The 24,184-nt window shown below is 64.7% G+C and carries 24 protein-coding genes; 19 read left to right on the top strand and 5 right to left on the bottom strand.

The annotated features are described in order from the left end of the window. The first annotated feature begins 63 nt into the window (after positions 1-63). The 5 genes from pyrC (at position 64) to AC0IPL_RS09640 (ending at position 6,557) form a co-directional block, all read left to right on the top strand. Positions 64-1,122, top strand: coding sequence for a dihydroorotase (pyrC, locus tag AC0IPL_RS09660; RefSeq protein WP_474273989.1), 1,059 nt, complete (start codon positions 64-66; stop codon positions 1,120-1,122). A 216-nt stretch (positions 1,123-1,338) separates the two neighbouring features. After that, on the top strand, positions 1,339-2,700 hold the full coding sequence (locus tag AC0IPL_RS09655) for a calcium-binding protein (protein ID WP_474273987.1): 1,362 nt from the start codon (positions 1,339-1,341) through the stop codon (positions 2,698-2,700). A gap of 293 nt (positions 2,701-2,993) precedes the next feature. After that, positions 2,994-3,959 carry a calcium-binding protein gene (locus AC0IPL_RS09650; RefSeq protein ID WP_474273985.1) on the top strand — a complete coding sequence of 322 codons (966 nt, stop codon included), beginning with the start codon at positions 2,994-2,996 and terminating at the stop codon, positions 3,957-3,959. Between the two features lie 127 nt (positions 3,960-4,086). After that, complete coding sequence (locus AC0IPL_RS09645; protein WP_474273983.1) at positions 4,087-4,767, top strand: orotate phosphoribosyltransferase; 681 nt, start codon at positions 4,087-4,089, stop codon at positions 4,765-4,767. Between the two features lie 269 nt (positions 4,768-5,036). Then, a complete protein-coding gene (locus tag AC0IPL_RS09640) occupies positions 5,037-6,557 on the top strand; it encodes a replicative DNA helicase (RefSeq protein ID WP_474273981.1) in 1,521 nt (506 codons plus the stop codon). Between the two features lie 431 nt (positions 6,558-6,988). On the opposite strand, the gene AC0IPL_RS09635 is transcribed toward AC0IPL_RS09640, so the two are convergent. Beyond that, complete coding sequence (locus AC0IPL_RS09635) at positions 6,989-7,543, bottom strand: hypothetical protein (protein ID WP_474273979.1); 555 nt, start codon at positions 7,541-7,543, stop codon at positions 6,989-6,991. A 135-nt stretch (positions 7,544-7,678) separates the two neighbouring features. On the opposite strand from AC0IPL_RS09635, the gene alr reads away from it, so the two are divergent. The 14 genes from alr (at position 7,679) to AC0IPL_RS09565 (ending at position 21,244) form a co-directional block, all read left to right on the top strand. Further along, positions 7,679-8,716: an alanine racemase gene (alr, locus tag AC0IPL_RS09630; RefSeq protein ID WP_474273977.1), complete on the top strand. Its 1,038-nt coding sequence runs from the start codon at positions 7,679-7,681 to the stop codon at positions 8,714-8,716. Further along, positions 8,713-9,495 carry an MlaE family ABC transporter permease gene (locus AC0IPL_RS09625; RefSeq protein WP_474273975.1) on the top strand — a complete coding sequence of 261 codons (783 nt, stop codon included), beginning with the start codon at positions 8,713-8,715 and terminating at the stop codon, positions 9,493-9,495. Before alr ends, AC0IPL_RS09625 begins: the two co-directional genes overlap by 4 nt. Next, positions 9,492-10,238, top strand: a complete 747-nt coding sequence (locus tag AC0IPL_RS09620) for an ABC transporter ATP-binding protein (protein ID WP_474273974.1) — start codon at positions 9,492-9,494, stop codon at positions 10,236-10,238. Before AC0IPL_RS09625 ends, AC0IPL_RS09620 begins: the two co-directional genes overlap by 4 nt. A gap of 158 nt (positions 10,239-10,396) precedes the next feature. Then, positions 10,397-10,843 (top strand): paraquat-inducible protein A, encoded by a 447-nt coding sequence (locus AC0IPL_RS09615; RefSeq protein ID WP_474273972.1) that lies wholly within the window; start codon positions 10,397-10,399, stop codon positions 10,841-10,843. 170 nt (positions 10,844-11,013) lie between these two features. Next, positions 11,014-12,375: a DNA repair protein RadA gene (gene radA / locus AC0IPL_RS09610; RefSeq protein ID WP_474273970.1), complete on the top strand. Its 1,362-nt coding sequence runs from the start codon at positions 11,014-11,016 to the stop codon at positions 12,373-12,375. Positions 12,376-12,417: 42 nt separating this feature from the next. Then, positions 12,418-12,972, top strand: a complete 555-nt coding sequence (locus tag AC0IPL_RS09605; RefSeq protein WP_474273969.1) for a CvpA family protein — start codon at positions 12,418-12,420, stop codon at positions 12,970-12,972. Between the two features lie 387 nt (positions 12,973-13,359). Next, positions 13,360-14,055, top strand: a complete 696-nt coding sequence (locus tag AC0IPL_RS09600; protein WP_474273967.1) for a Hint domain-containing protein — start codon at positions 13,360-13,362, stop codon at positions 14,053-14,055. Between the two features lie 428 nt (positions 14,056-14,483). Further along, on the top strand, positions 14,484-16,004 hold the full coding sequence (gene purF / locus AC0IPL_RS09595) for an amidophosphoribosyltransferase (protein WP_474273966.1): 1,521 nt from the start codon (positions 14,484-14,486) through the stop codon (positions 16,002-16,004). A gap of 196 nt (positions 16,005-16,200) precedes the next feature. Continuing rightward, positions 16,201-16,743, top strand: coding sequence for a DUF2199 domain-containing protein (locus tag AC0IPL_RS09590; RefSeq protein WP_474274256.1), 543 nt, complete (start codon positions 16,201-16,203; stop codon positions 16,741-16,743). A 223-nt stretch (positions 16,744-16,966) separates the two neighbouring features. Continuing rightward, on the top strand, positions 16,967-17,239 hold the full coding sequence (locus AC0IPL_RS09585; protein ID WP_474273964.1) for a hypothetical protein: 273 nt from the start codon (positions 16,967-16,969) through the stop codon (positions 17,237-17,239). 130 nt (positions 17,240-17,369) lie between these two features. Beyond that, positions 17,370-18,017, top strand: coding sequence for an SDR family NAD(P)-dependent oxidoreductase (locus AC0IPL_RS09580; RefSeq protein ID WP_474273962.1), 648 nt, complete (start codon positions 17,370-17,372; stop codon positions 18,015-18,017). Positions 18,018-18,290: 273 nt separating this feature from the next. Continuing rightward, the gene (surE, locus tag AC0IPL_RS09575) at positions 18,291-19,097 is read left to right on the top strand and encodes a 5'/3'-nucleotidase SurE (protein WP_474273960.1); all 807 of its coding nucleotides are present in this window, start codon (positions 18,291-18,293) and stop codon (positions 19,095-19,097) included. Next, positions 19,094-19,741 (top strand): protein-L-isoaspartate(D-aspartate) O-methyltransferase, encoded by a 648-nt coding sequence (locus AC0IPL_RS09570; protein ID WP_474273958.1) that lies wholly within the window; start codon positions 19,094-19,096, stop codon positions 19,739-19,741. Before surE ends, AC0IPL_RS09570 begins: the two co-directional genes overlap by 4 nt. A 198-nt stretch (positions 19,742-19,939) precedes the next feature. Then, positions 19,940-21,244: a peptidoglycan DD-metalloendopeptidase family protein gene (locus AC0IPL_RS09565; protein ID WP_474273956.1), complete on the top strand. Its 1,305-nt coding sequence runs from the start codon at positions 19,940-19,942 to the stop codon at positions 21,242-21,244. 76 nt (positions 21,245-21,320) lie between these two features. Here AC0IPL_RS09565 and AC0IPL_RS09560 read toward each other — a convergent pair whose 3' ends face one another. The 4 genes from AC0IPL_RS09560 to tatB form a co-directional block, all read right to left on the bottom strand. Continuing rightward, positions 21,321-22,163, bottom strand: coding sequence for an ATP-binding protein (locus AC0IPL_RS09560; protein ID WP_474273954.1), 843 nt, complete (start codon positions 22,161-22,163; stop codon positions 21,321-21,323). A 182-nt stretch (positions 22,164-22,345) separates the two neighbouring features. Further along, a complete protein-coding gene (locus AC0IPL_RS09555; RefSeq protein ID WP_474273952.1) occupies positions 22,346-22,528 on the bottom strand; it encodes a hypothetical protein in 183 nt (60 codons plus the stop codon). 258 nt (positions 22,529-22,786) lie between these two features. After that, positions 22,787-23,722: a twin-arginine translocase subunit TatC gene (gene tatC / locus AC0IPL_RS09550; protein WP_474273950.1), complete on the bottom strand. Its 936-nt coding sequence runs from the start codon at positions 23,720-23,722 to the stop codon at positions 22,787-22,789. Further along, positions 23,719-24,183 carry a Sec-independent protein translocase protein TatB gene (gene tatB, locus AC0IPL_RS09545; RefSeq protein ID WP_474273949.1) on the bottom strand — a complete coding sequence of 155 codons (465 nt, stop codon included), beginning with the start codon at positions 24,181-24,183 and terminating at the stop codon, positions 23,719-23,721. The genes tatC and tatB overlap by 4 nt, the downstream gene beginning before the upstream one ends. Position 24,184 lies beyond the last annotated feature (1 nt).

The raw sequence follows: 24,184 nt of genomic DNA, 5'->3' as shown, positions 1-24,184 counted from the left end.
GGCACAGCTCTGCGGCGCATTGTGCAACTTCTTTTTCCGCCGCCCCTGTGCTAGGCGGGCGGCATGACCCAGGAACTGACCATCCCCCGCCCCGACGACTGGCATCTGCATCTGCGCGACGGCGCGATGCTAAAAGCCGTGCTGCCCGAAACCGCCCGCCATTTCGGCCGCGCCATCACCATGCCCAACCTGGTGCCGCCGGTGGTCACCGCGGCGCAGGCCGCCGCCTACCGTGACCGCATTCTGGCGGCGCTGCCCGACGGCATGACGTTCGAGCCGCTGATGACGCTCTACCTGACCGAGGACACCGACCCCGAGGACGTGGCCGCGGCCCATGCCAGCGGGCTGGTCAAAGCGGTGAAGCTCTACCCCGCCGGAGCCACCACCAACTCTGCCTCTGGGGTGACCGATTTCGACAAGGTCCGCCCGGTGCTGGAAAAGATGGCCGAGATCGGCCTGCCGCTGTGCACCCACGGTGAGGTCACCGATCACGACATCGACATCTTTGATCGCGAGGCGGTGTTCATCGACCGGGTACTGGACCCGATCCGCCGCGCAACGCCCGGCCTGCGGGTGGTGATGGAGCATATCACCACCAGGAATGCCGCCGACTACGTGCGTTCGCAGGGCACATCAGACGGCGGGGATCTGGGCGCGACGATCACCACCCATCACCTGATCATCAACCGCAACCACATCCTGGTGGGCGGCATCAAGCCGCATTACTACTGCCTGCCGGTCGCCAAGCGCGAAGAGCACCGGTTGGCCCTGCGCGCGGCGGCGACGTCGGGCGATGCACGGTTCTTTTTGGGCACCGACTCGGCGCCGCACACCGATCCCAACAAGCTGAGCGAATGCGGCTGTGCGGGCTGTTTCACCGCCACCAACACCATGCCGCTGCTCGCGCATGTCTTCGAGGAGGAAGGCGCATTGGACAAGCTGGCGGGCTTTGCCTCGCAACACGGGCCGACCTTCTATCGCCTGCCCGTCAGCGACCAGCAGCTGACATTGCGCAAATCGGACACGGCGGTGCAGTTCCCTGCCAAGATCGACAGCGCAGACGGCCCTGTAACCGTGTTTGATCCCGGCTATGACATCTTCTGGGCCGTCGCCGACCGGTAACGGCCCAGAGCAGGCCACAGCGTGCAAGGGCCGCCCGCCGCCCTTGCACCGCCCGCGGCCCCGATGCGTCCCTGACCGATTTGCCACAGGCACCCGCCAACCCGCAGGTTTGGTGCATTTCCCGTTTGGAGAGAATCAGCCCGGCAGTTCAATTTCCGGTCGATTGGTATCGGCCGACAGATTTGGCTAACAGCATTACTGTGAAGGGCAAAAAGTATGACCACGTTTACGTTCAGCGGTGCACGGGTTGATTTCGACGATAACGGCGATCCGGAAGCCGTAAAAACAATCGAGGCAGCAATTACGGTGCCTTCCGCGTCCGCGACATTCAGCTATTCGGTGACCGGCAACGACGAGGGTGTCGACATCATCGACGTGAATGACGAGGTCATGCAGTCGATCCTTGACGGCCTCAACATCGACAACCCGCATATAGAGGTACGCAGCGAGAGTACCCAGATCACGCAGGTCAACTGGCACAGCGGTGGCACCAGCGTAATTTACATCGTCTCGCTGGAAACCGGCGATTACACGGACACCGAGTTCTATTTCGTACTGGACGGCAAGGCCCTTCCCGCGGTCAGCTCGCCTGCGGACTGGGCTGCCGTTGACGGCGACATTGCCATCCTGGGAACTCCTACCGGTGCCTTCGCGCCCGGCCAGACCATCGCCTGGTCCACCATTCCCGGCGTGTCCTCCACCGAAGAGGACGAATTCTGGGGCACCCCCGGCCGCGATAACTACAAGGGCGGCCAAGGCGATGACTACTTCATCAGCTCCGACGGGCGCGACACCTATGACGGCGGCGCAGGCGGCTATGATCAGGTGACATTTGCCAATGATCCGAGCGGCATCACCGCCAACCTGAAGACCGGCAAGGCCACCGATGGCTGGGGCGACACCGACACGTTGAAAAGCATCGAGATGCTGCGCGGCTCGGCCTATGACGACAAGTTCACCGGCAACGGCAAGGCCAATTACTTCCGCGGTCTGGACGGCGCCGATACGCTGAACGGCGGTGGCGGGCGCGATCAGGTGCGCTATGACCGCGACGAACGCTATGGCGGCAGCGACGGCGTCACCGTCAAGCTCAACAAGGGCTTTGCCATCGACGGGTTCGGCGACCGCGACACGCTGAAAAAAATCGAGGACGTGCGCGGCTCGGAACTGCGCGACGCGATCACCGGCAATAACGGGCGCAACAAGCTGGAAGGCGAAGGCGGCTATGACAAGCTGTATGGCCTTGGCGGCAATGACACGCTGGAAGGCGGCCGCGGCCGTGATACGCTGGATGGCGGCAGCGGCAATGATCTGTTGTCGGGCGACCAGGATGCGGACTGCTTTGTGTTCAGCAACGGCTTTGGCGATGACACCATCACCGATTTCCAGACCGAGGGCCGCAAGGAAAAGATCGATCTGGACAATGTCAGCACGATCAAGAATTTCCGCGATCTGAAGAACAACCACCTGTCGGAGGATGCGGACGGCAACGCGGTCATCAGCGACAACCGCGGCAACACGATCACGCTCGAAGACGTCGCCATGGGCGATCTGTCGGGCAACGACTTCATCTTCTGAGTTCCGGCCGGGGCGCGGCGGCCCGCTGGGCCCCGGCCTCGCCGCCGCCGCGCATGCCGCGCGGCGGCGCGCACACCTCTCCCCCCCTGTTCAGCCTGAGACGCCGCGCGGTGCCGGGACCGGCGGCGGCGGCGCGCGTGCGATTGCGCAGGCACCGCCGGAAGGCGCTGCGGCGCGGCCTCCATCGCATTGGAAAATCGTTATAATGTTAACCAATAGCCACTTCACCGCAGCTGCTTAAGCGCTACATTGGCCGCACCAATTCAACCTTAAGAAAGCAAGAGGCCGATTAAATGAGATTCATTTCCTACCGCTCCGGAATTGACGCAGAAAGCGATTTCCGAGGCGGAGACTTCTCCATGGTCAAGAATACCCTCGTCAGCCAATTTGGCGGGGCGCATTACTGGACGATCGGAGGAACCCGGTACAATTCAAACTTCGTTGCGAACTACTATGACGAGGAATCTGCATACCCGTATGGAGACAATCCGGATGGCTGGGTGACGGACAGCGGCTGGAACCGGAAACTGGTGATTGCCGGGAACGGCCTGCAGTTTGACGGAAACCGCGTGCCGGTCGCCGGAAACATTGAAGCCATCGCAATCACCAATGTAAACGAAGACACCATGATCGCCATCGTCGACATCGAGGGGCTGTCTGCCGCAGATTTCAATGCGGCCTGGTACAGCAGCACAACCCAAGACGACAAGGAACTGATGAACAGCATCTTCGGAGCCGCCGACGGCGACTCGGGCGATGCAACCGGCGGCAGCGATACCCTGACTGGGAGTGGTGCCGACGACACCCTCGACGGCCTTGGCGGCAACGACAGGCTGAAGGGTGCGGGCGGCGACGACACGCTGGCAGGCGGCAGCGGTCGCGACAAGCTGCTGGGCGGCCGCGGCAATGATGTGCTGGAGGGTGACGGCGGCAACGACAGGCTGATCGGCGGCGGCGGGCGTGACACGCTGGATGGCGGCCGGGGCGATGATATGCTCAAGGGCGGCGGCGGCGCGGACTGCTTTGTGTTCAACAGCCGCTTTGGCGACGACACCATCACCGATTTCCAGACCAAGGGTCGCAGGGAAAAGATCGATCTTTCGGACGTCAGCACCATCAAACACTTCCGCGATCTGAAGAACAACCACCTGTCGGAGGACGCGGACGGCAACGCGGTCATCAGTGACAACCGGGGCAACACGATCACGCTGGAAGACGTCGCCATGGGCGATCTGTCGGGCAACGACTTTATCTTCTGACCGACGCGAACAGCGCGCGGGCCCGTTTTGCGGCCCGCGCTTTGTCGCACGCCGCCGCCGGGGCTTCAAACCGGTCCGCATCCGGTTTATGGACAGCAAAACCGCTGCCGCAAAGGATGCCCTGCCCATGATCCCCTCCGCCTATCCGTCCCCCGAAGAAATCGCCCGCCTGTCGGCCCGGATGCTGCTGGAAATCGGCGCAGTGAACTTCAACACGGATGAGCCGTATACCCTGGCCTCCGGCCTGCCCTCGCCCAGCTATATCGACTGCCGCAAGCTGATCTCCTTTCCGCGCATCCGCTCGACGCTGATGGATTTCATGGCCGTCACCGTGATGCGCAATGCGGGCTTTGAGGCCTTCGACAACATCGCAGGCGGCGAGACCGCGGGCATCCCTTTTGCCGCGCTGGTGGCCGAACGCCTGGCGCTGCCGATGACCTATGTGCGCAAGAAGCCCAAGGGCTACGGCAAGAACGCCCGCATCGAGGGCGCGATGAGCGAGGGTGAACGGGTTCTGCTGGTCGAGGATCTGACCACCGACGGCGGCTCGAAACTGTCGTTTGTGGATGCGATCCGCGAGACCGGGGCGAGCTGCGGCCATACGGCGGTGATTTTCTACTACGACATCTTCCCCGAAACCACCAAGACGCTGGGCGACCACGGGGTGCAGCTGCATTACCTGTGCACCTGGTGGGACGTTCTGGCCGAAGCGCGCGCGCAAAGCGCGTTCAGCACTGAGACGCTGGACGAGGTGGAACGCTTCCTGAAAGATCCGCGCGCCTGGCAGGATGCGCATAAATCCGCCTGAGCGCAGACCGTCGCGGCAGATCATTGTGTGGGCAGTTTGTGGATAAGCCACGCGTTCCGCACCGTGGCTCTGCTGCACCAACCACAAGATATGGGGGGGCTATCATCAGCCCCCCGCATCCATTAGCCTGTCCGCAACCGGACAGCAGCCGGGTGGCGGCCAGCCATCCACAGCCCCAAGCCGGATATGCACAGGGTGTCCACAGAGATTCCCAGATAGGAGAACGCCTCCGCGCGCCCTATAAGGCAGGCTTAACGACGAGAGCAGTGATGAACGAGATTACCCCTTTCGACGGCGATATGCCCCCTCCGGCCCCGATGCCAGAGCCCGCCCAGGCCGCCAATGCCATGCCCGGCAACGAGTTGCCGCATTCGGTCGAGGCCGAGCAGCAGCTGCTGGGCGCGATTCTGACCAACAACGAGGTCTACGACAAGATCGCGCTGATTATCGATTCGTCGCATTTTTACGACCCGGTGCACGCCCGCATCTACGAGGTCGCAGCGGCGCGGATCTCCAAGAACGCGCTGGCCTCGCCGGTGACGCTGAAGGCGTTTCTGGAGGACCACGAGGGCCTGAAGGAGCTGGGCGGCCCGGCCTATCTGGCCAAACTGGCGGGCGCGTCGATCTCGGCCTTTGCGGTGCGCGACTATGCGCAGATGATCTATGACCTGGCGATCCGCCGCGAGCTGATTGCGCTGGGTCAGTCGATCGCCGACAAGGCGCGCCGCGTCGATGTGGCCTCGGAACCGCGCGAACAGATCGTCGAAGCAGAACAGTCGCTGTATCAGCTGGCCGAACAGGGGCAGACCGAAAGCGGCTTCAAATCGTTTCTGAAGGCGGTCACCGAGGCGGTGAATGTCACCAACGAAGCCTATCAGCGCGGCGGCGGCATGGCCGGGATTTCCACCGGGCTGGACGATCTGGACAAGCAGCTGGGCGGTTTGCACCCGTCGGATTTGCTGATCCTAGCGGGTCGTCCGTCGATGGGGAAAACCTCGCTGGCGACCAACATCGCCTTTAACGTGGCCAAGGCCTATAAACGCGGGGTGAAACCCGATGGATCCGAAGGCGCGATTGACGGCGGCGTCGTCGGTTTTTTCAGCCTCGAGATGAGCGCCGAACAGCTGGCGGGCCGGATCCTGGCGGAAGCGTCAGAGATCTCGTCGCACAAGATCCGTCAGGGCGACATGACCGAGGAAGAATTCCGCCGCTTCGTGCAGGCCGCGAAGGATCTGGAAAGCTGCCCGCTGTTCATTGATGACACGCCTGCCATCCCGATCTCGCAGCTGGCTGCCCGGGCGCGCCGCCTGAAGCGGACCCATGGGCTGGATCTGCTGGTGATCGACTATTTGCAGCTGTGCCGCGGCATGGCCGACAACCGGGTGAACGAAATTGCCGAAATCTCCATGGGGATGAAAGCAATCGCCAAGGAGCTGAACATCCCGGTGATCGCGCTGTCGCAGCTGTCGCGTCAGGTGGAAAACCGCGACGACAAACGCCCGCAGCTGTCGGACCTGCGCGAATCGGGCTCGATCGAGCAGGACGCCGACGTGGTGATGTTCGTGTTCCGCGAGGAATACTACAAGGAACGGGAAAAACCCGGCGATCACGAGCTGGAGAAGATGGAAGAGTGGAAGCAGGCGATGGAGCGGCTGCACGCCAAGGCCGAGGTCATCGTCGGCAAGCAGCGTCACGGTCCCATCGGCACGGTGGAGCTGTCCTTTGAGGCGCAGTTCACCCGCTTCGGCAACCTCGCCAAGGCCTGGCAGCAGGCGCCGGAGGGCTACTGACCTCCCGACCATCCCCGCGCCGCCTTCGGGTGAGCCGTGCGGGCGGCGGGCGCTGGTGACACTTGAAATTCACCGCACGCAGGCACAACTATAACCCTATGCAGCAGAGCCGCGGGGCTTGCTGCATGGGGCGCAGCCCCCTATGCTGCAACGGCAGGTCGCCTCGCACGGCAGCCTGATTGACCATTTGGGAGACGATACATGAAACTGGGACCAGACCCGATCATCGTATAACCGCAGCCCCTGCCCGGCACCGTCCGGGCAGTGAAGTGCTGCGGCTGCGTATCCTGCTTGCCACCCTTTCCTGATGACATGCTCACGAGATGACATGGCTACGTGGTGTCGGGCCTGCGCGCTGACTCGCGCCTGCCGGTGGCACAAGTCAGTCGCATCGGGCCTGGGGTAAGGACGTCTGCCCGGACAGCCCGGCCTCAGCCGCGGTGAGCAGCCTTGTAGCGCGTCAGCCGCAGCCTTGGGAAACTCTGCCGCAAAGTCGCCATCAGCGCCTTGCCGCTGGTTTCGGCATCAGCACTGGTGGTGCGCAACAGGTCTACCGCCCGCACCCGCCCGGCCAGCGACAGGGTTTTGTAGCTGTCATAGTTCAGCCCCTCCACCTGCACCCGGATCTTCTCCAACAGGCCGTAGTAGTCGATCACCTGATGCAGCAGATGGCCGGGGATGAAATGCAGGCTGGCGATATGCTGCCGGTAGATTTCCGTATGGCGCGCGTCCGTTACATGCGGCACCAGCTCGGGATTTGCCCCCAACGCCGCCCGCAGCACCTCACGGCTGGGCGAGGCGCGGCGGAAGGTCTCCATGTCGCGGGTGTTGAAATCAATCTCGGCAAACAGCGCCCGGATCAGCCGCCGCCGCGCGATGCTTTCGACATAGGCACGACGCAGGAACCAGCCCAAGAGGCCCGCCGCCAACGAGAACGGCAGCACCTGCAGACGAATGCTGCCGAACAGCTCTGCGATCCACTCCATCTCCTGCCTGCCCCCCCCTGTTGCCGCGCCCAACCTGCGAATGCGGCGGAAAAATCACAACCGTTTTCTTGCCCATGCGGCGCGGGCAATGGCTTTCCCCCTTGACCTGCGCCGCCCCCATGTCAAGAACACCGCATGAGCACGGCAAAACTGACAATCAACCTGGATGCGCTGGTCACCAACTGGCGGAATCTGGATGCGCTGACCGGCTGCGAGACCGCAGCCGTGGTCAAGGCGAACGGATATGGCCTGGATGCGGGCCGCGTGGGCACCGCACTGGCCAGGGCGGGCGCGCGCAACTTCTTTGTGGCGGTGGCCGAAGAAGGCGGCGCATTGCGCCGCGCGCTGGGGCCCGGACCGGGCATCTCGGTGTTCTCCGGCCACATGGAGGGCGACGCGAAGCTGTTGAAGGATTTCCAGCTGACGCCGATGCTGAACTCGCTGGACCAGATGTTGCGCCATTTCGAAACCCTGCCGGGCCACCCCTTTGGCGTGCAGCTGGACAGCGGCATGAACCGGCTGGGCATGGAGCCCGGCGAATGGGCGGCGGTGGCGGAGATCGCCCTGGGCCAGAACCCGGTTCTGCTGATGTCGCACCTGGCCTGCGCCGATGAGCCCGCGCATCCGATGAATGCGCAGCAGCTGAAGACCTTCCGCGAGCTGACCGACGGGCTGGACCTGCCGCGCTCTTTGGCGGCGACCGGCGGCATGTTGCTTGGCCCGGATTATCATTTCGACCTGTGTCGCCCCGGCGTTGGCCTGTATGGCGGCCTGCCGTTCAAGGACGCGGTGCCGGTTGTCGGGCTGGAGCTGCCGGTGATCCAGCTGCGCGACCTGGAACCGGGCGAGACTGCGGGCTACGGCAACACCTGGACCGCCAAACGTCCCAGCCGCATTGCCACCGTCGCCGCCGGCTATGCCGACGGGCTGCATCGGGCGATGGGCACTGGCGGCATCCACCTTTATGCCGGGCAGACCCCCTGCCCCGTAGTGGGTCGGATCTCGATGGATCTGATCACCGTCGATGTCACGGATCTGCCGGAGGTGCCGGACATGCTGGCCATCCTCAACGAGCAGCAGACCGTCGACACGCTGGCCGCTGCGGCCGGCACCATCGGCTATGAGATCCTCACCTCGACCGGACACCGGCACGCGCGGACCTATCAGGGATGAACCCAATCGCTCTATTGGCCCGGCTGGGGCGCGCGGCGCTGTCTGCGCTGGCGGCAATCGGACGGGCGGCGCTGTTTGCGCTGTCGGCCTTCAGCCACATGGTTCGCCCGCCCTATTACCCGCGCGAGCTGCTCCAGGCGCTGCTGAACGTCGGCTGGCTGTCGCTGCCGGTTGTGGGGCTGACCGCGATCTTCACCGGTGGCGCGCTGGCGTTGCAGATCTATGCGGGTGGCGCGCGCTTCAACGCCGAAGCGGTGGTGCCCCAGATCGTCGCCATCGGCATGGTGCGCGAACTGGGCCCGGTGCTGGTTGGGTTGATGATCGCGGCGCGGGTGACCTCGTCGATCGCGGCGGAGATCGCCACCATGAAGGTGACGGAACAGATCGACGCGCTGGTCACGCTGTCCACCCATCCGATGAAATACCTGGTGGCGCCGCGGGTGCTGGCAGCCCTGCTCACGGTGCCGGTGCTGGTCGGTGTCGGTGACATCATCGGCATCCTGGGCGGCTATACCGTGGCGACCCAGAACCTCGGCTTCAACCCGGCGGCCTACCTCAAGAACACCGTCGATTTCCTGGAGCTGCACGATATCCTGTCGTCGCTGACCAAGGGCGCGGTGTTCGGCACCATCGCGGCCATGATGGGCTGCTACTACGGCATGACCTCGGGCCGGGGCGCGCAGGGCGTGGGCCGCGCCACCAAGGGCTCAGTCGAGGCGGCGGCGGTGCTGATGCTGGCTGCCAATTTTGTCCTGACGGGGGTGTTCTTCTCGCTATGATCCGCATGGAAAACGTCCATAAGTCCTTTGGCGACAATGCCGTGCTGAAGGGGCTGACCCTGGAGATTCCCAAGGGCACGTCGATGGTCATCATCGGCGGATCCGGCACCGGCAAATCGGTGGCGCTGAAAAGCGTGCTGGGACTGATCCAACCCGACAGCGGCCAGATCTATGTCGATGGAAAGCCCGCCGGATCCGGCGACCGCGACGCCTTTCTGGCGCGGTTTGGCATGCTGTTTCAAGGCGGCGCGCTGTTCGACAGCTTACCGGTCTGGCAAAACGTCGCCTTCCGCCTGCTGCGCGGCGCCCTGAAGCGCCCGGCGGACGAAGCCCGCGAGATCGCCATCGAAAAGCTCCGCCGGGTTGGCCTGCGCGCCGCGGTGGCGGATCTATTCCCCTCCGAGCTGTCGGGTGGCATGCAGAAACGCGTAGGCCTGGCCCGCGCCATCGCCGCCGAGCCGGAAATCATCTTCTTTGACGAGCCCACCACCGGGCTGGACCCGATCATGTCCGGCGTCATCAACGACCTGATCCGAGAGATCGTGGTGGAGATGGGCGCGACCGCGATGACCATCACCCACGACATGTCCTCAGTCCGCGCCATCGCCGACAACGTGGCAATGCTGCACGACGGGGTGATCCAGTGGACCGGCCCGGTGAGCGAAATGGACCAGTCCGGCGATCCCTACATGGAGCAGTTCATCCACGGCCGCGCCGAGGGGCCGATCGAGGCGGTGCGCTGAGACCGCGCTTGCGTCTTTCTGAAAACACGCCCGTCGGCGGCAAACCTTTGGTTTGACGAGGGCGCTCGCGAGGATGGCAGCGGCCGGAGAGGTTTTCCCCCTTTCAAACCGGCGGTGAAACGCCCAAGTCTTGGCAAAACCGCAGAAAGCAGGCCGCCATGATCCTCCGCCTCCTCACCCTTTCGCTGCTGATCCTGTACCCCGTGGCATGGTTTGCCCCGCTGATGCGGGCGGGGCTTCTGCCGCTGTTCGGCCTGTCGGAGATCTCGGTGCTGACCGGGCTGCAGTCCCTGTGGGGCAGCGACGCGGCGCTGGCGCTGGTGGTCACCTTCTTTGCGATCTTTGCCCCCTACCTCAAAACCATCGGCCTGGCGCTGGTGCAGTGGGATCTGCTGGATGCGAAGGTGCAGCCGGTGCTGCATGTGCTGGGCAAGCTGGCGATGGCCGATGTCTTTCTAATCGCGCTTTACATCACCCTCGCCAAGGGCATCGGGCTGGGCACCGTTGAGACCGCCTGGGGGTTGTATCTGTTCACCGCCTGCATCTTGTCCTCGCTGGCACTGGGGATGCTGACCGAGCGCGCGCGGCACCGCCGCAGCCGCTGAACAGGGGGCTCTGCCCCCGGCCTGCGGCCTCCCCCGGAGTATTTCGGACCAGAAAGAAACCGTCTTCTTCTGGCCGGAAATATCCCGGAGCGCGAGGCAGAGCCTCGCATCTGCCGTTGCAACGCGCGCAGAGGCTTGAACAAAACAGAAACATCTGCCAGTGATCGGGCATGGCAAAAACATCTTTCTCCTGCTCCGCCTGTGGAGCCAGCTTTTCGAAATGGTCAGGCCGCTGCGAGGGCTGCGGCGAATGGAACACCATCAGCGAAGACAAGGGGCTGTCGTCCGGCCCGTCGAAGAAGTCGTTGGGGGTCAAGCGCGGCCGCGCGATCCAGCTGACGGATCTGTCAACACGCGAGACGCCGCCGCCGCGCAGCCTGTGCGGCGTGGGCGAGCTGGACCGGGTGCTGGGCGGCGGGCTGGTCGCGGCGTCGGCCATTCTGGTGGGCGGCGATCCGGGCATCGGCAAATCCACCCTGCTGTTGCAGGCCGCGGCGCGATTTGCCCAGAATGGCGTCAAGACCGTCTATGTCAGCGGCGAGGAGGCCTCTGCCCAGGTGCGGATGCGGGCGCAGCGGCTGGGTCTGGCGGATGCGCCGGTGCAGCTGGCGGCGGAGACCAACCTGCGCGACATCCTGACCACGCTGGAGGCGGAACGGCCGCAGCTGGCGATCATCGATTCCATTCAGACCATGTGGGCCGACCACGTGGACAGCGCGCCGGGATCGGTCAGCCAGGTGCGCGCCGCGGCGCATGAGCTGACCACATTTGCCAAGCGCAACGGGATTTCCATCATCATGGTGGGCCATGTCACCAAGGAGGGCCAGATCGCAGGCCCCCGGGTGGTGGAGCATATGGTCGACACAGTGCTGTATTTCGAGGGCGAGCGCGGCCATCAGTTCCGCATCCTGCGGGCGGTCAAGAACCGCTTTGGCCCCGCGGATGAGATCGGCGTGTTCGAGATGACCGGCGGCGGGTTGAGCGAGGTTACCAACCCCTCGGCGCTGTTCCTGTCGGAACGCGGCGAGCCGTCGCCCGGCTCGGTGGTGTTTGCAGGCATCGAGGGCACCCGGCCGGTGCTGGTGGAGATGCAGGCGCTGATCGCGCCGTCGCCGCATTCGCAGCCGCGCCGCGCGGTGGTGGGATGGGATTCATCCCGGCTGGCAATGATCCTGGCCGTATTGGAAGCGCGCTGCGGCATTCCCTTTGCCGGCTTGGATGTCTATCTGAACGTGGCCGGCGGCATGAAAATTTCCGAACCCGCCGCAGACCTCGCCGTGGCGGCCGCGCTGCTGAGTGCACGCGAAGACGTGGCCTTGCCCGCCGATACCGCGGTTTTTGGAGAAATTTCGCTGTCCGGCGCCCTGCGCCCGGCGCCGCAGACCGAAAACCGGTTGAAAGAAGCGCAAAAACTTGGTTTCACGGCGGCGATAGCCCCCAGCGGCGGCAAATCCATCACGGTGAACGGCCTGAACCTGCGCCGCACCACCGATCTTGCGGGATTTGTTGGCGAATTCTTCGGGGCCGGCTAAGGTCGCAAAAAATTTGATATCGCAGGCAAACGGGCGAGGGACATGGAAGGTTTCACAATCATCGACGGGGTCGTGGCCCTTGTCATCGTGGTGTCGGCGCTGCTGGCATACTCTCGCGGGTTCGTGCGCGAGGCCATGGCCATTGCCGGCTGGGTCGCCGCCGGCGTGCTGGCGTTTATCTTTGCGCCGCAGGTCGAGCCGCTGATGGCCGAAATCCCGGTGGTCGGCGAATTCATCGCCGACAGCTGCGAGATCTCGATCATTGCCGCCTTTGCGGCGGTCTTCGCGCTGGCGCTGATCGTGGTGTCGTTCTTCACGCCGCTGTTTTCGACGCTGGTGCAGCGGTCGGCCTTGGGCGGGCTGGACCAGGGTGCGGGGTTCTTCTTTGGGGTACTGCGCGGCATTGTTTTGGTGGCGATCGCCTTCTTCGTCTACAACGTGGTAATGACCGGCCAGAATTTCACGATTGTTGACGAAAGCCGCTCGGCGCGGGTGTTCGAACGGCTGATCGGCAAGGTGGAAGAGCGCAACCCGGAGCAGGCTCTGGGCTGGATCGAAAGCCAATATGTGGCGCTGACCAGCGCCTGCGACCAGTAAGTTCGCAGCACAACTCTGATCCGATGCAAGGCGGGCCTCCGGTTGAGGCCCGCTTTTTCTTTGATTACAAAGCGCTCACACAGTTATCCACAGTCAGACCAGCGTCAAAGTTAATCCGTTGACCCTATATTAACCTTTTGTTAACCCAGCAGAATCGCGATTCTTGCTTTCCGCAGCGTCAGCCTGAACACTGCGGAAGATCTTAAGAAATCCTCAGCCTGACAGGCTGAAAGGGTTAACAACCCCGCGAAGATCTGCGTTTTTTCCACTGAAAACCCGGCTGATCCGGAAGGGGCCGCAAGCGCGCCCCAATTTGGTCCCAATTCGCAGGCGATATGGCTTCAACGGCAGGACGCCGGGCCACGACGCTTCAGAAGGGACGACACAATGCAGCTGGATCACGTTACAAACTTTGCCGATTTCCAGCCGGTTGATGCACTGCTGCTGCTGACCAACCCGCTGCCGCAAACCGTGACCCCGGCCCCCAAGCGCGCCCGCCCGCGCAGTGGTGGCTTCCTGCCCGCGACCCTGGTGGAAACCGAAGAAGGCTTCAAACAGGCCCGCGACATCAAGCCCGGTGACAAGGTGTTCACCTTTGATGGCGGTGCCCAGGAAGTGAAGGCGGTGAAGCACGCGGTGCCGCGTCTGACCACTTGCATGCACGTTCCGGCCGGCGCCCTGGGCAATGACACCGACCTGATGCTGCCCTCCGATCAGAAAGTCGTGCTGGAAATGGACACCGCCGAGCGCCTTTTTGGCCTGCCCGTCGTGGTCACCAAGTTGATCGCGCTGTCCGGCTACAAAGGCATCACCCCGGCTGCCCCGGAACGTCTGGGCCGCATTCATTTCGAATTTGAGGAAGAAGAGCTGGTCTGGGCCGAAAGCGGCATGCTGCTGCCCGCCGGTGACGTCGCCGAGGACAGCGCCTTTCACCTGCTGTCGCTGAGCGAAACCCGCCAGGTGCTGGCCAGCGACGAAGGTCGCGCCCTGGCCGACACCGGCATGGGTGAGGTCGACGCCCGCCTGCCCGGTCCGATGAATAACCTGCTGGACAACCTGCTGGATCGCATCCTGGCGGCGTGATGCCGCGTGGCGCCCCGCCCCGCCGCCATCTCTGACCTGTTTGTCCCTGCCTTTGGCCCGCAGCCCGCTGCGGGCCTCTTTCGTGCCTGCCCATGCCGGTCGGTTGCGCCCCGCCGCGCCCAGACGCCGCAGCGCAGAAGCGATCTGTGTTCCTTTGATGACAGCGCCCCGGAAAGGCACTATGTGAGGGCCGGAACAGGAAACGGATTCGGAGCCTCAGCCCTTGCCGCTGCTGCACGCCTGCCTTTGTGACGATGTGCCGACGCGCCACGCGCGCGCGGCCAGGGGCGCAGCTGGCCATCGGGGCACGGTCCGCGCGGCAGCGCGCAACCGTTTGACGCCCCTGCACCGGGATGCGTCACAGGCGTGGCCAAGCCGCTTCCCGCATCCGTCGAACAGCAAAGCCTAAGTGGGATTGGAGCCAGCCTATGTGCGGTATTTTGGGGATCGCGAGCCGGGATACGGACGTCTTTGCGGAGATACATGACGGGCTGCTGATGCTTCAGCACCGCGGCCAGGACGCCTCGGGCATCGTGACCTACACCGGAGAGTTCTTTCGCGAGCGCAAGGCCAACGGGCTGGTCAAGGATGTCTTTGGCCCCCAGGACGCCGAGACCCTGACCGGGCGCGTCGGCATGGGGCATGTGCGCTATCCCACCGCTGGCTCGCTGAGCGCGGCTGAAGCGCAGCCATTTTTCGTCAACGCGCCGTATGGGATCTATCTGGTCCACAACGGCAATATCACCAACACCGCCGAGCAGCGCGAGAAGGTCACCGGCAAGTACAGCCGCCACCTGCGCACCACCTCGGATTCGGAAATTCTGCTGAACGTGCTGGCCGACAAGGTGGCCGACGCCATCAAGGTGAACGGCAATGCCGAGCCGATCCGCAACATTTTTGCCGGCGTCAAGATGACGATGGAGCGGGTGCAGGGCGCCTATTCGGTGCTGTGCATGATTGCCGGTGTCGGCATGTTGGCGTTCCGCGATCCGCATGGCATCCGGCCGCTGTCGCTGGGCAAACGCCCGGCCCAGGGCGACGGCAATGACTACTGCGTTGCCTCTGAGGACGTGGCCTTTGGCATCAACGGTTTTGAAAAAGTCCGCGATGTGAAGCCCGGCGAGGCAATCCTGATCGACCTTGCGGGCAACCTGCATGAATTTCAGGCCGTCGAAGGCAAGTTGAGCCCCTGCATCTTTGAATATGTCTATCTGGCGCGCCCGGATTCGATGCTGGATGGCGTGTCTGTCTACAAGACCCAGCTGCGCATGGGCCAGGCGCTGGCCAAGCAGATCCAGGCCTCTGGTCTGGAGATCGACAGCATCATTCCGGTGCCTGATTCGGCCCGCCCCGTGGCGCTGGAAGTGGCCAATGCCACCGGCATCCGCTACCGCGAAGGGCTGGTGAAGAACCGCTATGTGGGCCGAACCTTCATCATGCCGGGTCAGGCCGAGCGTCAGAAGTCGGTGCGCCGCAAGCTCAATGCCATTCCGCTGGAGTTCAAGGGTCTGAACGTGCTGCTGATCGACGATTCGATTGTGCGCGGCAACACCATCAAAAAGATCGTGCAGATGTGCCGCGAGGCGGGGGCCAAGAAGGTCTATATTGCCTCGGCCTCGCCGCCGGTGAAATACCCGAATGTCTATGGCATCGACATGCCGACCAAGCATGAGCTGATCGCAAATGGCCTGTCCATCGAGGAAATTCGCGATGAGCTGGGCGCCGACGCACTGTTCTATCAGAACCTCGACGACCTGATCTGGGCCGCGCAGGAGGGTAACCCGGAGATCGAGAGTTTCGACTGCTCCTGCTTTGACGGAAACTATGTCACCGGGGTGACCGGCGACTATCTGGCGGCGCTGGAGGGTAGCAGCCGGGTCAGCGCCAAGATCAAGGACATGCCCGCACCGGGCGCCTCCTGGAATGCCTCGAAACTGGTGGAGAGCTGACGCCCGCGGGCCGGGCCGGGGCCGGGTCGCGCGACCGGGTTGTGCGCCGGAGTCCGCGCGCAGGGTTTGAACTTCTGCGCCCATCGGCGTATGAGGGCCGCGAACACCGCATTGGAAAGGCGCAGGCCGCGATGGTCCGCGCCTTTTCCTGTGCCACCTTATGAAAGGCCGCCTCTTGGACGCCCACCTCGCCCGCATGCTGACCTCACCGCGCCAGTGCCGCTGCTGCGGCGCCACCTTTGCGCAGCTGCTGAGCCTCAGCTGTGACCGGCCCGATGTCTGCCCCGAGGACATGGAGGTGGAGGACAATTCTGCCGTGCTGGCCACCCGCGGCGATATTCTGACAGAGGATTTCTGCCGCCTCGGCGAGCTGCGGTTCATCCGCGCGGTGCTGGCGGTGCCGTTGTCGCACAGCCGCGGCGAGGAGTTCATCCTGGGCACATGGGCCAGTCTCAGCCGCGATGACTTTGATGCCTATCTGGACCTCTTCGAGATGCGTGAGGCCGAGAATCTGGGCGATCGTCCGGCCTGGCTGGCCAATGCGATTCCGCCGGATCTGGCGGTGCCTGCGGGCTGTATGCTGGAGATGCGCCCCGAAGGGCAGTACCCGGAGCTGAAGGTAAGCGAGCAGAGCCATCCGCTGTTTCCGCTGCAACGCGACGGGGCCTCGCTGGAGGAGCTGCTGGAGCTTCTCTATGCCTATGGGCATGACCTGCCCTCGCTGGTGTATGACGCCTGACGTCACCTGACATCGACGGGTGACGGCCGGGCTGTCGCGGGGCCGACTGCTGCCCCCTGGCCGCAGCGCTGTCGGCGAGTTTCCACACAGCCCCTCCGCGCCGCCCGCGATTTCCCGCCGACATTGGCACGCAGCCAGGACGCGGGCTTGTCGCGATCCGGCAGAGCCACCACGTATGGCCGGACACGCGCAAACCACTGCTGGATTTTAGGGGAAGATCGACATGGCAAATCGCGACACATCGACCCGCACCTCTGCCAAGGTGGCGGGATTGGCAACCCAGGACAACGCGGTGAACCGCGGCAATCTGAGCCTGCTGGGGCTATACGGGCCCGAGGACAGCCTGACGGCGCTGGTGCGCCTGCCCTCGGGCCGCACCCGCAAGGTGCAGCGCGGCAGCCGCCTGTCGGCGGGCCGGGTCGTGGCGATCGACGCCAAGGGGCTGGTGCTGAGCAGCCGTGGCGGCACCAAGCTTCTGGAGATGCCCGGTTCCTGAGCCGCCCGCTGTCGGCGGCAGGTTAGACTATCGGAAAAATTGGCAAGAGTTTTGACAAAACTCTTGTGCGTCCGGGCTGCTGGTGCGGCGCCCCTTGACCTGCCCGGCTGCGCGGCCCAAGAAGGCGCCCATGACAGATCAGATCGCACTCATCACCGGTGCCTCGCGCGGGCTGGGCAACGCCCTGGCCGAAGCCTTGGCCCCCACCCATCACATTGTCGCCGTGGCCCGCACCACCGGCGCGCTGGAAGAACTGGACGACCGCATCAAGGCGGTTGGCGGCAGCGCCACCCTGGCGCCGATGGACATCACGGTGCCCGACGCCATGGCGACCCTGTGCCGCGGCATCCATGACCGCTGGGGGCGGCTGGACCTGTGGCTGCACACAGCCATCCATGCCACCGCCCTGTGCCCGGCGCCCTCGGTCGCGCCCAAGGACTGGACCAAGGCCTTGGCCGTCAACGCCACCGCCACATCGGTGCTGATCCCCTATGTGGCGCCGCTGCTGGGCCAGTCAGGCCGCGCGGTGTTCTTTGACGACCCCAAGGCGGGCGAGAAGTTCTATGGCACCTATGGCGCCACCAAGGCCGCGCAAATTGCGCTGGCACGCAGTTGGCAGTCCGAGACGGAACGCACCGGCCCGCGGGTCCGTATTCTGGAGCCGCGGCCCATGGCCACCGCCCTGCGCGCGCGCTTCCACCCCGGCGAGGACCGCAGTGCACTCGCCAATATCCAGGACGAGGCCAGCCGCCTGCTGCCCGAGATCCTGGCGGACTGACATCCGCAGACCTGGTCGGACCGCGCCGCGCTCTGCGCGGCGCCCGGCCCAACGCCCTGGCGGCGCATCTGTGATGCGGGGTCGGGCGGCGGGAGCCTCCCCCTTGCGCGCCGCGGTGGGTCTGTCTGCCGGTGCAAGGGGCTGACCTGGCCCCGCCTGTTGCCTCTCTGCCTGCCTTGCAGAACGATATGCCCCGGTGCCGCGAAAGACTTGCCCCGTCCCGGCGCAGGTCCTATTCAATCGCAAACCCGGCAAGACACGGCAGGCAGACCCATGCGCATTCTGATCACCAACGACGACGGCATCAGCGCCCCTGGCCTGGCCGTTCTGGACACCATCGCCCACGCGCTTGCAGGCCCGGAGGGCGAGGTCTGGTGCGTGGCCCCCGCGTTTGAGCAATCCGGCGTCGGCCATTGCATCAGCTACACCCGCCCCACCATGCTCAGCCAGCTCGACGCACGCCGCTTTGCCGCCGAGGGCTCGCCCGCCGACTGCGTGCTGGCGGGGCTGCATGTGGTGATGAAGGACGCCCGGCCAGACCTGGTGCTGTCGGGGGTGAACCGCGGCAACAACTCGGCCGAGAACGCGCTTTACTCCGGCACGCTGGGCGGCGCGATGGAGGCCGCGTTGCAGGGTATCCCCGCGATGGCGTTGTCGCAGTATTACGGCCCCGCCAATCGCGACACCGCCGACCCGTTTGAGGCCGCCGCCGTGCATGGCGCCGCGCTGGTCCGGAAAATCCTGCGCCAGATGCCCGCCGACCGACAGGATTACCGGCTGTTTTACAACATCAATTTCCCGCCTGTGCCCGCCGCCGCGGTCAAGGGCGTGCGCGCGGCCACCCAGGGCTTTCGCCCCGGAACCGGTTTCAGTGCCGAAGAGCAGCTGTCGCCCACCGGGCGGCGCTGCCTGTGGGTGCGCGGCGGCAACCAGCAGGTGGCCACTGCCCCCGGCACCGATGCGTCGCTGAACATGAAGGGCTACATCTCTGTCACCCCGATGCGCGCCGATCTGACAGCGCATGACGCCATGGACGCGCTGCGGGCGGTCGAGACCGACGGCGAGAGTGCCGACGCATGAGCGGACCTGACGCCGAAACCAAGATGCAGTTCCTGTATTCGGTCCGCTCACGCGGGGTGACCGATGCGCCGGTGCTGGAGGCGATGGAGGAGATCGACCGCGGGCTGTTCCTGCGCGGGCTGTTTGCCGAACGCGCCTATGAGGACGTACCGCTGCCGATCCCTTGTGGGCAGACCATCTCGCAGCCCTCGGTGGTGGGGATGATGACACAGGCGTTGCAGATCAGCCCCCGCGACAAGGTGCTGGAGGTGGGCACCGGCTCTGGCTATCAGGCGGCGATTCTGTCGAAGCTGGCGCGGCGGGTTTATACGATCGACCGCCACGCCCGACTGGTGCGCGAGGCGCGCGCGGTGTTCGAGCAGTTGCAACTGGCCAATGTGACCTCGCTGGTGGGGGATGGCAGCCACGGGCTGCCGGACCAAGCGCCGTTTGACCGCATCATCGTCACCGCCGCTGCAGAAGACCCGCCCGGCCCGCTGCTGGCGCAGTTGAAGGTGGGCGGCATCATGGTGCTGCCGGTGGGCCAGTCCGACCATGTGCAGACCCTGATCCGGGTGCGCAAGACCGACGACGGGCTGGAGTACGACGAGCTGCGCCCCGTGCGGTTTGTGCCGCTGCTGGAGGGGCTGGGCAAGGAGATCTGACTGCTGCCCGCAGCCCGTCAAGCCGACGGCGGGTTTGCCGGTGGATCGGTCACAATTGCATCAACCCGGTTTGATATTCCGCCGCCGGAGCCGTATCATGCCGGCGGATTTCAGCCGCCTGTGCGGCGGCATGGTCTATAGTGATTGACGCGAGAGAATCCCCACGAAAAAGGGGAGGCGTGTTTTGAGGAGAGCAAGATGACCCGGACCCCCCACCCCCGGACCGCGTGGCATGTGCCCAACAGCAATGCGCCGACCCCGCGCGGGTCGATCGCCACCGGTCTGCCGCGCCCTGCCCGGCTTCTGGCCGCGCTGCCGCTGATCGGGGTGCTGGCCGCCTGCGAGAACCCGCTGGATTATGATCTGCGCGGACAGATCGGCGCTTTCAACACCACCAGCGCCGCGCAGTCGGTAACCACGGACCGCCCCCGCGCCGACAGCCGCGGGCTGATCACCTATCCGTCGTATCAGGTGGCGGTCGCGCGCCGCGGCGATACCGTGGCGGATGTCGCCACCCGTGTCGGCCTGCCGCCCGAGGACGTGGCCCGCTACAACGGTATGAAACCCGGCGACACCGTGCGCCAGGGCGAGGTGCTGGCACTGCCGCGCCGTGCGCCAGACAGCCTGCCGAGCAATGGCAGCGCCGCACCCGGATCGGTGGATATCGCCACCCTGGCAGGCCAGGCCATCGACACCGCGCCGCTGACCACGCCCAACCCCGGCTCCGTCACCCCGACCGAGATCAAATCGGTGCCCAAACCGCAGCCCGCCAAAGTGCAGCCTGGCCCCGAACCGGTGCGGCACAAGGTGAAACGGGGTGAGACCGCCTATACCATCTCGCGTCTGTACCGGGTGCCGGTCAAATCGCTGGCCGAATGGAACGGCCTGGGCAGCGACTTTGGCGTTCGCGAAGGCCAGTTCCTGCTGATCCCGCTGAAGGAGGCGCCGGAGGCCAAACCCGCCGCCGAAACCACCGCGGCGGCCGCAGTTCCGGTTGCGGTTGCGGTGACCGAACCCGGCGCAGGCAGTGCAACGCCCGTGCCGCCCAGCGCCAGCCGCCCGCTGCCCCGTGAAGAGGTCGCCCCCGCCGCAGAAGCGGCAGAAGCCCCCGCCGAGGCCAAACCGGCGCTGCCGGAACCCAGCCGCAACAGCGATGCGGCAATGACCTATCCGGTGCAAGGCAAGATCATCAAGACCTACGCCAAGGGCCGCAACGACGGTATCGACATCGCCGCCGCCGCGGGCAGCCCGGTCAAGGCGGCCGAGGCCGGCACGGTGGCAGCCATCACCAAGGATTCCAACAACGTGCCAATCGTGGTGATCCGCCACAGCCAGAAGCTGCTGACGGTCTATCAGAACGTCGACAACATCACCGTCAACAAGGGCGACACCGTGACCCGTGGCCAGCGCATCGCCTCGCTGCGCGGCGGCGATGATGCCTATGTGCATTTTGAGGTGCGAGACGGGTTTGAGAGCATCGACCCGCTGAACTACCTGAACTGAGGCCGCGTGCCTCTGGTGACGAACAAGAAAGCCCGGCAGCGATGCCGGGCTTTGTCGTGACTGAGGGAGGGTTCATTCAGCGCAAGGCAACCCCGTTACGCCCGGCGAGGTCGGTGAAGAACTGCCAGGCCACGCGCCCGGAACGCCCACCGCGGGTGGCCTGCCATTCCAGCGCCTCGGCGCGCAGGGTCTCGGCGTCAACGTGGACGCCATAAGCGGCGCAGTAGCCCTCGATCATCGTCAGATATTCGTCCTGATCGCAGGGGTGGAAGCCCAGCCACAGCCCGAACCGATCCGAAAGCGAGACCTTTTCCTCAACCGCCTCGGACGGGTTGATGGCGCTGGAGCGTTCGTTCTCGATCATGTCGCGGGGCATCAGGTGGCGGCGGTTGGAGGTGGCGTAGAACACCACGTTGCCAGGCCGGCCTTCGATGCCGCCGTCCAGCACCGCCTTCAGGCTTTTGTAGTGCTGGTCGTCATGGCTGAACGACAGGTCGTCGCAGAACAGAATGAAGCGATGCGGCGCGCCGCGCAGGTGGCTCAGCAGTCGCGCGACCGAGGGCAGATCCTCGCGTTGCAATTCCACCAGCTTCAATTCGGGGTGGGTTTTCAGCAACGCGCCATGCACGGCCTTCACAAGGCTGGACTTTCCCATCCCGCGGGCGCCCCACAACAGCGCGTTGTTGGCCGGAAAGCCCTGCGCGAAGCGGCGGGTGTTCTCCAGCAGCGTATCGCGTGAGCGGTTGATCCCCACCAGCAGGTCCAGATCCACCCGGCTGACCTCTGCCACAGGCTCCAGCCGCTCTGGCGCCACATGCCAGACAAAGGCGGAGGCCACGTTGAAATCCGGCGCCGCCAGAGGGGCCGGCGACATCCGCTCCAGCGCCTCTGCGATGCGGGTCAATGCGGTCTGGTCCATGAGCTTGTCTCCGTCTGCCTGTCCGTTGGCGGATTTCAAAGCATGTTCAGAGGCAAGCGGCAAGGGGGCCGGGGCGGTGAGCTGTGTCAAGGGCATCGGAAACGGGCGGCGCCGGGGTTCGGCGCCGCCCGTTTCCGGCCCACGTCAGTGTACCCGAGCTGTCTACCGGCCGCATCTACGTCTCAGCTCTTGCGGCTCTGCTCTTCTGCGTTGGGGCTACCAGCGGGTGCCTCGTCCATCGTGTCGGTTGGATTCGTCCACTTCTCCTTGACCTTCTGGCGCGGTTTGCCGTGGTCATCCTGTGCCACCTCTGGGCGGGCGTCTGGTTTGCGCTGATGATCGTTGGTCTCTTTATTGTCGGACATCGTTTCCTCCATCGCGGGATGTGGGGAAAACGCGCCTGCTGTCGGAAAGTTCCAACAGCGCGGAGCGGGAGGGGCGCGCCCGATCCGTCGGTCGCGTGGCGCGCGGGCTTTCGGCGCCAGAGCGGCAGACGCCGCGCACCACGCGGCATGGGGTGGCGCCGCCGCGAGCGATCATAATGGCGCGCCGGACCTTGCGATGACAAACAAAAGAAGGCGCGCCATTGCTGGCGCGCCTTTCTGGTTTAAACTGCCAACGGCTTACTTCGTCTTGCCGTCGCCGTCATCGTCGTCGAACTCAGCCATCAGCGGATCATCAGGATGCACGTCCATCTCCGCGTCGCCAACGTCGTCCTCGTCCTCGTCTTCATCGTCATAGTAACCCTCGGCGCGCAGCTTGGCTTCGCGCTTGGTCTCTACTTTGCGCACAAGGAAGATCGAGATCTCGTAGAGGCCGTAGACGACCACGAACAGGATGACCTGGGTAATCACGTCCGGCGGCGTCACCAGCGCGGCCAGCACCAGAATCGCCACCACCGCATATTTGCGCACGGCCCCCAGCCCCTCGGCGCTGACCAGACCGGCCTTGCCCATCAGGGTCAACAGAACCGGCAGCTGGAAGCACAGGCCAAAGGCGACGATGAACTTGATCGTCAGGTTCAGATATTCCTGGGCTGAGCCCTGAAACACCACGCTTAGGCCCTGGGCGACTTCCTCGCCGGTGACCGCCTCGCCGCCGGCGCCAAATTGCTGGAAGCCGAGGAAGAAGTCGTAGGCCAGCGGGGTGACCACGTAGAAGGCAAAGCTAGCGCCCAGCAAGAACATGAAGGGCGACGCGACCATGAAGGGCAGAAAGGCGCCCTTTTCATTTTTGTAGAGCCCCGGTGCCACGAAACGCCACATCTGAAAGCCGATGTAGGGGAACGCCAGGATGAAGCCGCCAAGGAAGGAGATCTTGATGGCGACAAAGAAGCCTTCCTGCGGGCTGATGAAGATCAGGGCACAGTCCTGGCCGCTTTCTGCCAGCACCTGGCACAGCGGCGCGGTCAGGAAGTTGAACACCGGCGTCGCCACGGTGAAGCAGATCACCATGCCCACGACAAAGGCCGCGACCGAATGGATCAGGCGGCTGCGCAGCTCGGCCAGATGTTCGATCAGCGGCGCGGTCGAGTCGTCGATCTCGTCCGTGTTGCTCATGATTTGACCTCATCGTCGGGCTTCAGATCCGCCTCGGCTGCGGCAGCGCTGGCCTGTGCTTCCTCGGCCTCGCGCGCCTTGCGGTCGGCGGCGGCGCGGGCGGTGGCGGCCTGGATGCGCTTGGCGTCCTCGGCCCGTTCGGCGGCCAGTTTCCCGGTCTCGCTGTCGGGGTCATATTTGGTCGGGTCGATCGACGACGCCATTTCCTGCGCCGCCTGTTTGACCCCGTCCATGGCGCTGCCCACCGGGTTGCTGGCGGTTTTCAGCCCGTTGGCAATGTCATTGACCCCGGCCTCGTCAGCGGCGTCGTACATGGCCCGGCTGAACTCCCGCGCCATGCCCTTGGCCTTGCCCACGAACCGTCCGACATTGCGAAACAGCACCGGCAGGTCCTTGGGGCCGACCACGATCAGCGCAACCACGCCGATGACCAGCAATTCGGTCCACCCAAGATCGAACATA

The sequence above is a fragment of the Leisingera sp. SA32 genome (assembly GCF_056033425.1).
The sequence above is the reverse complement of the archived record's forward strand: the minus strand, read 5'-3'. Positions and strand labels throughout refer to the sequence as shown.

Coding starts and splice junctions, on each gene's coding strand:
- pyrC (WP_474273989.1), top strand. CDS start 64: ATGACCCAGGAACTGACCATCCCCCGCCCCGACGACTGGCATCTGCAT.
- AC0IPL_RS09655 (WP_474273987.1), top strand. CDS start 1,339: ATGACCACGTTTACGTTCAGCGGTGCACGGGTTGATTTCGACGATAAC.
- AC0IPL_RS09650 (WP_474273985.1), top strand. CDS start 2,994: ATGAGATTCATTTCCTACCGCTCCGGAATTGACGCAGAAAGCGATTTC.
- AC0IPL_RS09645 (WP_474273983.1), top strand. CDS start 4,087: ATGATCCCCTCCGCCTATCCGTCCCCCGAAGAAATCGCCCGCCTGTCG.
- AC0IPL_RS09640 (WP_474273981.1), top strand. CDS start 5,037: ATGAACGAGATTACCCCTTTCGACGGCGATATGCCCCCTCCGGCCCCG.
- AC0IPL_RS09635 (WP_474273979.1), bottom strand. CDS start 7,543: ATGGAGTGGATCGCAGAGCTGTTCGGCAGCATTCGTCTGCAGGTGCTG.
- alr (WP_474273977.1), top strand. CDS start 7,679: ATGAGCACGGCAAAACTGACAATCAACCTGGATGCGCTGGTCACCAAC.
- AC0IPL_RS09625 (WP_474273975.1), top strand. CDS start 8,713: ATGAACCCAATCGCTCTATTGGCCCGGCTGGGGCGCGCGGCGCTGTCT.
- AC0IPL_RS09620 (WP_474273974.1), top strand. CDS start 9,492: ATGATCCGCATGGAAAACGTCCATAAGTCCTTTGGCGACAATGCCGTG.
- AC0IPL_RS09615 (WP_474273972.1), top strand. CDS start 10,397: ATGATCCTCCGCCTCCTCACCCTTTCGCTGCTGATCCTGTACCCCGTG.
- radA (WP_474273970.1), top strand. CDS start 11,014: ATGGCAAAAACATCTTTCTCCTGCTCCGCCTGTGGAGCCAGCTTTTCG.
- AC0IPL_RS09605 (WP_474273969.1), top strand. CDS start 12,418: ATGGAAGGTTTCACAATCATCGACGGGGTCGTGGCCCTTGTCATCGTG.
- AC0IPL_RS09600 (WP_474273967.1), top strand. CDS start 13,360: ATGCAGCTGGATCACGTTACAAACTTTGCCGATTTCCAGCCGGTTGAT.
- purF (WP_474273966.1), top strand. CDS start 14,484: ATGTGCGGTATTTTGGGGATCGCGAGCCGGGATACGGACGTCTTTGCG.
- AC0IPL_RS09590 (WP_474274256.1), top strand. CDS start 16,201: ATGCTGACCTCACCGCGCCAGTGCCGCTGCTGCGGCGCCACCTTTGCG.
- AC0IPL_RS09585 (WP_474273964.1), top strand. CDS start 16,967: ATGGCAAATCGCGACACATCGACCCGCACCTCTGCCAAGGTGGCGGGA.
- AC0IPL_RS09580 (WP_474273962.1), top strand. CDS start 17,370: ATGACAGATCAGATCGCACTCATCACCGGTGCCTCGCGCGGGCTGGGC.
- surE (WP_474273960.1), top strand. CDS start 18,291: ATGCGCATTCTGATCACCAACGACGACGGCATCAGCGCCCCTGGCCTG.
- AC0IPL_RS09570 (WP_474273958.1), top strand. CDS start 19,094: ATGAGCGGACCTGACGCCGAAACCAAGATGCAGTTCCTGTATTCGGTC.
- AC0IPL_RS09565 (WP_474273956.1), top strand. CDS start 19,940: ATGACCCGGACCCCCCACCCCCGGACCGCGTGGCATGTGCCCAACAGC.
- AC0IPL_RS09560 (WP_474273954.1), bottom strand. CDS start 22,163: ATGGACCAGACCGCATTGACCCGCATCGCAGAGGCGCTGGAGCGGATG.
- AC0IPL_RS09555 (WP_474273952.1), bottom strand. CDS start 22,528: ATGTCCGACAATAAAGAGACCAACGATCATCAGCGCAAACCAGACGCC.
- tatC (WP_474273950.1), bottom strand. CDS start 23,722: ATGAGCAACACGGACGAGATCGACGACTCGACCGCGCCGCTGATCGAA.
- tatB (WP_474273949.1), bottom strand. CDS start 24,183: ATGTTCGATCTTGGGTGGACCGAATTGCTGGTCATCGGCGTGGTTGCG.